The sequence below is a fragment of the Mesorhizobium sp. M1A.F.Ca.IN.020.04.1.1 genome (assembly GCF_003997315.1).
GTDB lineage: Bacteria > Pseudomonadota > Alphaproteobacteria > Rhizobiales > Rhizobiaceae > Mesorhizobium.
This window is the reverse complement of sequence record NZ_RZSN01000055.1, coordinates 24,923-31,556: the sequence shown is the minus strand read 5'-3', so window position 1 is coordinate 31,556 and position 6,634 is coordinate 24,923. Positions and strand designations below refer to the sequence as shown.

The 6,634-nt window shown below is 64.4% G+C and carries 7 protein-coding genes; all 7 read right to left on the bottom strand.

What is annotated here, in order from left to right; translation table 11 throughout:
- Positions 1 to 189 precede the first annotated feature (189 nt).
- On the bottom strand, positions 190 to 1,680 hold the full coding sequence (locus tag EOA49_RS13835; protein ID WP_067330253.1) for a replicative DNA helicase: 1,491 nt from the start codon (positions 1,678 to 1,680) through the stop codon (positions 190 to 192).
- Positions 1,681 to 1,949: 269 nt separating this feature from the next.
- Positions 1,950 to 2,915: a small ribosomal subunit Rsm22 family protein gene (locus tag EOA49_RS13830; protein ID WP_127243194.1), complete on the bottom strand. Its 966-nt coding sequence runs from the start codon at positions 2,913 to 2,915 to the stop codon at positions 1,950 to 1,952.
- Between the two features lies 1 nt (position 2,916).
- Positions 2,917 to 3,240, bottom strand: coding sequence for a YnfA family protein (locus EOA49_RS13825; protein WP_067330256.1), 324 nt, complete (start codon positions 3,238 to 3,240; stop codon positions 2,917 to 2,919).
- Positions 3,241 to 3,311: 71 nt separating this feature from the next.
- Positions 3,312 to 4,595: a cyclopropane-fatty-acyl-phospholipid synthase family protein gene (locus EOA49_RS13820; protein WP_067330259.1), complete on the bottom strand. Its 1,284-nt coding sequence runs from the start codon at positions 4,593 to 4,595 to the stop codon at positions 3,312 to 3,314.
- Positions 4,596 to 4,825: 230 nt separating this feature from the next.
- Positions 4,826 to 5,410 carry a 50S ribosomal protein L9 gene (gene rplI / locus EOA49_RS13815; RefSeq protein ID WP_095779181.1) on the bottom strand — a complete coding sequence of 195 codons (585 nt, stop codon included), beginning with the start codon at positions 5,408 to 5,410 and terminating at the stop codon, positions 4,826 to 4,828.
- Positions 5,411 to 5,618: 208 nt separating this feature from the next.
- Positions 5,619 to 5,867, bottom strand: a complete 249-nt coding sequence (gene rpsR, locus EOA49_RS13810; RefSeq protein ID WP_127241658.1) for a 30S ribosomal protein S18 — start codon at positions 5,865 to 5,867, stop codon at positions 5,619 to 5,621.
- The gene (rpsF, locus tag EOA49_RS13805; RefSeq protein ID WP_067330265.1) at positions 5,867 to 6,352 is read right to left on the bottom strand and encodes a 30S ribosomal protein S6; all 486 of its coding nucleotides are present in this window, start codon (positions 6,350 to 6,352) and stop codon (positions 5,867 to 5,869) included. Before rpsF ends, rpsR begins: the two co-directional genes overlap by 1 nt.
- Between the last annotated feature and the right edge of the window lie 282 nt (positions 6,353 to 6,634).

Here is a 6,634-nt window from a genome sequence, read left to right as displayed (position 1 = left end):
CGCCCACCCCCCTCTGGCCTGCCGGCCATCTCCCCCGCAAGGGGGGAGATCAGCAGCTTGGCCGCCGGCGCTCTTCTTGCAACGGCGGTGATTGGCGAAGGTCGTGGCAACAGCCAATCTCCCCCCTTGCGGGGGAGATGTCCGGCAGGACAGAGGGGGGTGTGACGGAGCGCTGACGTGGGCCAAAAACTACTCAAACCTCTCCGGCAAATGATGCTCCTCGGCCAGGTCCGAGAACCGCGTGAATTCGCCATGGAAGGCGAGGCTGACGGTGCCGGTCGGTCCGTGACGCTGCTTGGCCACGATGCACTCGGCCTTGCCGCGCGCCTCGTTCATCTCGTTTTCCCACTTGATGTATTCGTCGGTGCCGAGCTTCGGCTCGCGGTTCTTGAGGTAGTATTCCTCGCGGTAGACGAACAGCACCACGTCGGCGTCCTGCTCGATCGAACCGGATTCACGCAGGTCCGAGAGCTGCGGGCGCTTGTCGTCGCGGCTTTCGACCTGACGCGACAGCTGCGACAGCGCGATGATCGGCACGCCGAGCTCCTTGGCTAGAGCCTTCAGGCCCGTGGTGATTTCGGTGATTTCCTGCACGCGGTTCTGCGAGGCGCGCGCGCTCGAGCCCTGCATCAGCTGGATATAGTCGATGACGATGAGGTCGAGGCCGCGCTGGCGTTTCAGCCGCCGCGCCCGCGCGGAGAGCTGCGCGATCGAGATGCCGCCGGTCTGGTCGATGAACAGCGGGATCTTCTGCATCGTCTGCGAGCAGGCGACCAGCTTCTCGAAATCCATCTCGGAGATCTCGCCGCGGCGGATCTTCGATGACGAGATTTCGGTCTGCTCGGAGATGATGCGGGTGGCGAGCTGTTCCGACGACATTTCGAGCGAGAAGAAGCCGACCACGCCGCCATTGGCCGCCTTGAAGGTGCCGTCGGCCTGCTGCGCCGGTTGATAGGCCTCGGCGATATTGAAGGCGATGTTGGTGGCCAGAGAGGTCTTGCCCATGCCGGGGCGCCCGGCAAGCACGATCAGGTCGGAAGGCTGCAGGCCGCCCATGCGGCGGTCGAGGTCGCGCAGCCCCGTGGCGATGCCTGACAGATGGCCGTCGCGCATATAGGCGGCGTTGGCCATGTCGACGGCGGTTTTGACCGCGTCGTTGAAGCTCTCGAAGCCGCCGTCGTAGCGGCCGGTCTCCGCGAGCTCGAACAGGCGCCGCTCGGCGTCCTCGATCTGCTCCGAGGGCGACATGTCGACCGGCGCGTCATAGGCGATGTTGACCATGTCTTCGCCGACGGTGATCAGCGCCCGGCGCGTGGCGAGGTCGTAGATGGCGCGTCCGTAATCGGCGGCGTTGACGACGGTGACCGCCTCGACGGCGAGCCGCACGACATACTGCGCCACGGTCATGTCGCCGACCTTCTCTTCCGCCGGCAGGAAGGTCTTCAGCGTGATCGGCGTTGCGATCTTGCCCATGCGGATGAGCTCGGCCGCGACCTCGAAGATCTTGCGGTGCAGCGGCTCATAGAAATGCGCGGGCTTGAGGAAATCCGAGACGCGGTAGAAGGCGTCGTTGTTGACCAGAATTGCGCCAAGCAGCGCCTGCTCGGCCTCGATGTTGTTCGGTGCCTCGCGGTAGAGCGGTTGCTCCGCCACGCCGAGCTTGCGCGCTGCTTCAGCCATGATGTCCCCGATTTCGATCCCGCTTCCTCGATATCAGAACTGGAAAAATCAGTGCTGACTTATCTGCAACAGTGAGGTTCCAACCGGCTTCGATGCTCGCGATTCACAACCGAAATTTTTCCGTGGAAAGAATCGTCATTGACTCGAATCGAAGTGCGCAACCCTAGCGGGCCTCGAACGAGAACAAAACAGGAAAATGCGATGCCGGCTATGTCAGTCGTGGCAAGCTTGTCTGCGCCGTGTCGCCTCGCCCCTGAATCACAAGCGGCTCAGCCAAGCGTGTCGCCCCAGTCCGCCCGCCTCGCCACCTTGAAGACATCGCCGTCGCGCTTGCTGGAGAGGCGCTCGCCGGCATAGCCGTTGGGCTGGCAGAGCTTGAGCACGACTTTGCCCGAACCGCCCTTTGGCGGCGCGATCACCCGTGACGCGCGCGCCGGCGCCGGCAGACGTGAGGCGGCGAGGTAGATGAACTTCTCGTCCTCCCACGGCACGTCGGCGTCCTTGGCGAGCCGATGCAGCCGCGAACGCGCGACGCGGCGCGAGAAATGGCACCAGTCTGGCGGAGCGAGCGGGCAGGGCGCCTCGTGCGGGCAGGGCGCCGAGACATGCGCGCCGGCTTCGATGAGCTGCCGGCGCGCGGCAAGGATACGCTGCCAGCCGGCCGGCGTGCCGGGCTCGACGATCAGCAGCGTGTCGGCCGTCAATCGCCAGAGCCGGTCGACGAGTTTTGGCAGCGAGGCCGGCGCGATCTCGTCGAGCACATAGGCGACGCTGATCAAGTCCGCCGGGTCGAGACCGTCGAGATCGATGGTGGCGTCGCCGGCTACCCAGCTCGCGCGGACAGCGATCGCGCCGGCGGCCAGCGACTGGCCGACCTTGCGCACCGCCGCGCTTGCCTCGACCAGAACCGCCCGTTCGAGCTCCGGCCAGGTGTCGGCCGTGGCCCAAAGCATGGTGCCAGGCCCTGCGCCGATATCGAGCAGGCTTTTCGGCTGGAAGTCCGGACGAGCGTCCGCCAGCGCGTCCAGGCAAGCGCGAACGGCGGCATAGGTGGCGGGCAGCCTGGTCGCCAGGTAAGCCTTCACCGCCATGTCTTCGCCCATATGCAGGCGGCCGTCACGCAACTCGGCGCGATAGCGTTCCGAAAGCGTTCTCGCGGCCTGTTTCAGCGCCGGCAGCGGTACTTTTTCGAGCAGGCTGTCGACGCCTTGCCGGAGCGCGGTGGGCAGTTCCAATTCAGGCTCCTCTTGGCGCGAGCAGGATCACCGAGGCGCCGACGATCGAGAGCGCGGCGCCGGCGAGGTCGAAACGGTCGGGGCGCACGCCTTCGGCTAGCCAAAGCCAGCCGAGCGAAGCGGCAATGTAGATGCCGCCATAGGCGGCGTAAGCGCGACCGGCGGCGCTCGTGTCGACCAGCGCCAAAAGGAAGCCGAACAATGCCAGCGACGCCAGACCTGGCACCAGCCAGAGCGGCGACTTCCCCAGCCGCCACCAGGCCCAGAAGCAAAAGCAGCCGGCGATCTCGGCAAGTGCCGCCGCGATGTAGATTAGGTAGTTCATGAAAAAGGCCTCGCGAACGAGACCTTTTTCGTGGCGTCAGGCCGCAATGGCAAGCGGCAATCGCCGCCGTTCTATTCCACCTTCTTGCGGCGGGTCGGCTTGACGGCGGGCGTCGCCGGCTCCTGATGGCCGAGGTCGCGCAATTCCAGCGCCTTCTCGCATTTGGCCATATAGTCGCGCGTCATCGGCAGCGTGTCGTTCTTCTTGGCGATCTGGAACTGGAAGATCACCAGGTCCTGCCAGCGGAAGGCGGCTTCCGAGGCCGCGAGGTAGAACTCCCACATGCGGCAGAAGCGCTCGTCATAGATAGCCTTCGCCTTGTCGCGGTTGGCGGCAAAGCGCTGGCCCCAATGCTTCAGCGTGTCGGCGTAGTGAAGCCTGAGAATCTCGATGTCCGTGACGATAAGGCCTGATTTCTCAATCGCGGGCAGCACTTCCGACATCGACGGGACGTAGCCGCCTGGGAAGATGTATTTGCGGATGAAGGCGCTGGTCGCCCACGGCACGCCGGACCGGCCGATGGTGTGGAGCAGCATCACGCCGTCGGGCTTGAGCAGCGTCGCCGCCTTGTCGAAGAAAGTCCGGTAGTGGTTGACGCCGACATGCTCGAACATGCCGACCGAGACGATGCGGTCGAAGCGTTCGTTGAGCGCGCGATAATCCTTGAGGTCGAAATGCGCGCGGTCCTGCAGGCCCAGTGCATGTGCGCGGTCGGTGGAGACGCTCTGCTGCTCGGTGGATAGCGTCACGCCCTGCACGTCGACGTCGAAGGCCTTGGCGAGATAAAGCCCGAGGCCGCCCCAGCCGGAGCCGATATCGAGCACCGTCTGGCCGGCCTTGAGTCTCAGCTTGGCGGCGATGTGGCGCTTCTTGGCGACCTGCGCTTCGTCCAGCGTCATGTCGGGCTGTTCGAAATAGGCGCAGGAATACTGCATGTCCTCGTCGAGGAAGAGCTTGTAGAGTTCGCCGGAGAGGTCGTAGTGGCGCTGCACGTTGCGGCGAGATCTCGACGCCGTGTTGATCTGCTGCAGGCGGCGGAAGGCATGGCGCAGACCTTCGATGGCCTTCGACCAGGTCACGTCGATGCCGCCGCTGCCCATGTTCTGGAAAGCGATCCGCATCACCCCGAGGACGCCGCCCTCGGGGATGTCCAGTTCGCCATCCATATAGGCTTCGGGCACGGCCAGCATCGGATCGAAGGTGATCGCGCGCTCGGCATGCATGGTCTTGATGTGGATGTGTACCGGTTCGCCGCTGCCGTCGCCGAACTTATGCGTCGTGCCTTTCGGCCCGGTCACTTTGAGGTCGCCGGTCCGCACCAGCCGTTCGAGAACGTGTTTCAACAGGATGTTCATGACCAAATGTCCCCTCAGACGGACCATCCGGCAGTCGGACCGAATGCCAAATCGAAAGTGCCACAGCGCATCGCCCGCGTCCAATCGACGCGCCACGCCGTAATCTGCAACAAGATATAGGGATCAGAAAAGTTCCTATTGGCACAAAAAAGCCCGGGTCGAAGACCCGGGCGTTGGTCCAGTCGGCGCTGGACGCAGGAGGAGCCGGAGCGCGGCTCCTGCCTTGTCGATCAGGCGTTGTCCTCGCCGCCTTCGAATTCGGCGTTCGGATCGAAGAAGTTTTCCGGCCGGGCGTTGTCGTTGATGTCTTCGCCATAGATGGCTTCGGCCGTCGTCAGCGTCTCGCCCTTGGCCTGGCGCTCCGCCTCATCGGCCGAGCGGGCGACGTTGAGCGTCACCGTGACCTCGACTTCAGGATGCAGCGCGATCGCCACGTTGGAGAGGCCGATGGTCTTGATCGGCTGGTTGAGCTCGATCTGGTTGCGGCTGACGGAGAAGCCCTCGGCGGTCAGCAGTTCGGCGATGTCGCGGGTCGACACCGAGCCGTAGAGCTGGCCGGTCTCGCCTGCCGAGCGCACGACGATGAAGCTCTTGCCGTCGAGCTTCTCGGCGATCTGCGCAGCCTCCGACTTGCGCTCGAGGTTGCGGGCTTCGAGCTGGGCGCGCTGGCCCTCGAACTTCTTCTTGTTGGCTTCGTTGGCGCGCAGCGCCTTGCCCTGCGGCAGCAGGAAGTTGCGGGCGAACCCATCCTTGACCTTGACGGTTTCGCCCATCTGGCCGAGGCGGGAAATGCGCTCGAGGAGAATGACTTCCATGGTTTCGTTCCTTTGGTTGGCGCCATCGCGGATGACGGCGGATTCTTTGGGAACAGGTCAGGAAGCAAATGGCGTCTTCGCCGGTGTCGCTGTCCTGCCTGTTTTTGGCAGTTAGAGGTTTATGGCCTCAACTCGGGATTTGAGCCTGCCCGTTGCGGCGCCCGTCGCCGTGGGCCGAAGCGGGCGGCAAGCCGCCCGCATCAATAGCTTAGCGAACCACGTAGGGCAGCAGGCCGAGGAAGCGGGCGCGCTTGATCGCCTTGGCGAGCTCGCGCTGCTTCTTCTGGCTGACGGCGGTGATGCGCGACGGCACGATCTTGCCGCGCTCGGAAATGTAGCGCTGCAGCAGACGCACGTCCTTGTAGTCGATCTTCGCAGCGTTGGCGCCGGAGAACGGGCAGGTCTTGCGGCGGCGATGGAACGGACGCCGGGTCGGGATCTGGTTGATGTCGACCATTATTCTGCACCCCCTTCAACGTTTTCGCGCGGGCGGCGCGGACCACGGTCGCCGCCATCACGGTCGCCGAACGAGCGCGGGCCACGGTCGCGGTCGCCGAACGAACGCGGGCCACGGTCGCCACGGTCGCGGTCGCCGAAGCCGCCGCGCTCGGAGCGCTCTTCGCGCTTCTGCATCATCGCCGAGGGGCCTTCCTCGTGCGCCTCGACCTTGATGGTGAGGAAGCGCAGCACGTCTTCCGACAGGCCCATCTGGCGCTCCATTTCGTTGAGCGCGGCCGGCGGGCAGTTGATGTCCATCAGCGTGTAGTAAGCCTTCCGGTTCTTCTTGACCCGGTAGGTGAGGGACTTCAGTCCCCAGTTCTCGATCCGGCCGACCGATCCGCCATTGGCGGCGATGACGCCCTTGTACTGTTCGACAAGCGCATCAACCTGCTGCTGCGACAGGTCCTGCCGGGCAAGAAACACATGTTCGTAAAGAGCCATTATGTTTTTCTGCCTTTCTTCGTTTCTCTCACCGGCCCTCGCGGCTAAGCCTCTGCAACTTGTCTGACCCGGTCGCAAAGGCGCGCGGGGAAGAAAGGAGCATCACGAGACGGTCGAGAGCGGAGACACGGGAGGCCCAAAGCGCTTCTGGCTTCATGACGCGGCCCTCTAAGGCCACGGCCCTCCGTTCAGCCCCCAGCAAGGACCGGCAGATTGCCGGCGTCTATACAGCAATTCGTGAGGAAGGCAAGGGCGGCAGAGAGGGTCGGCGGCTCCGCAGTG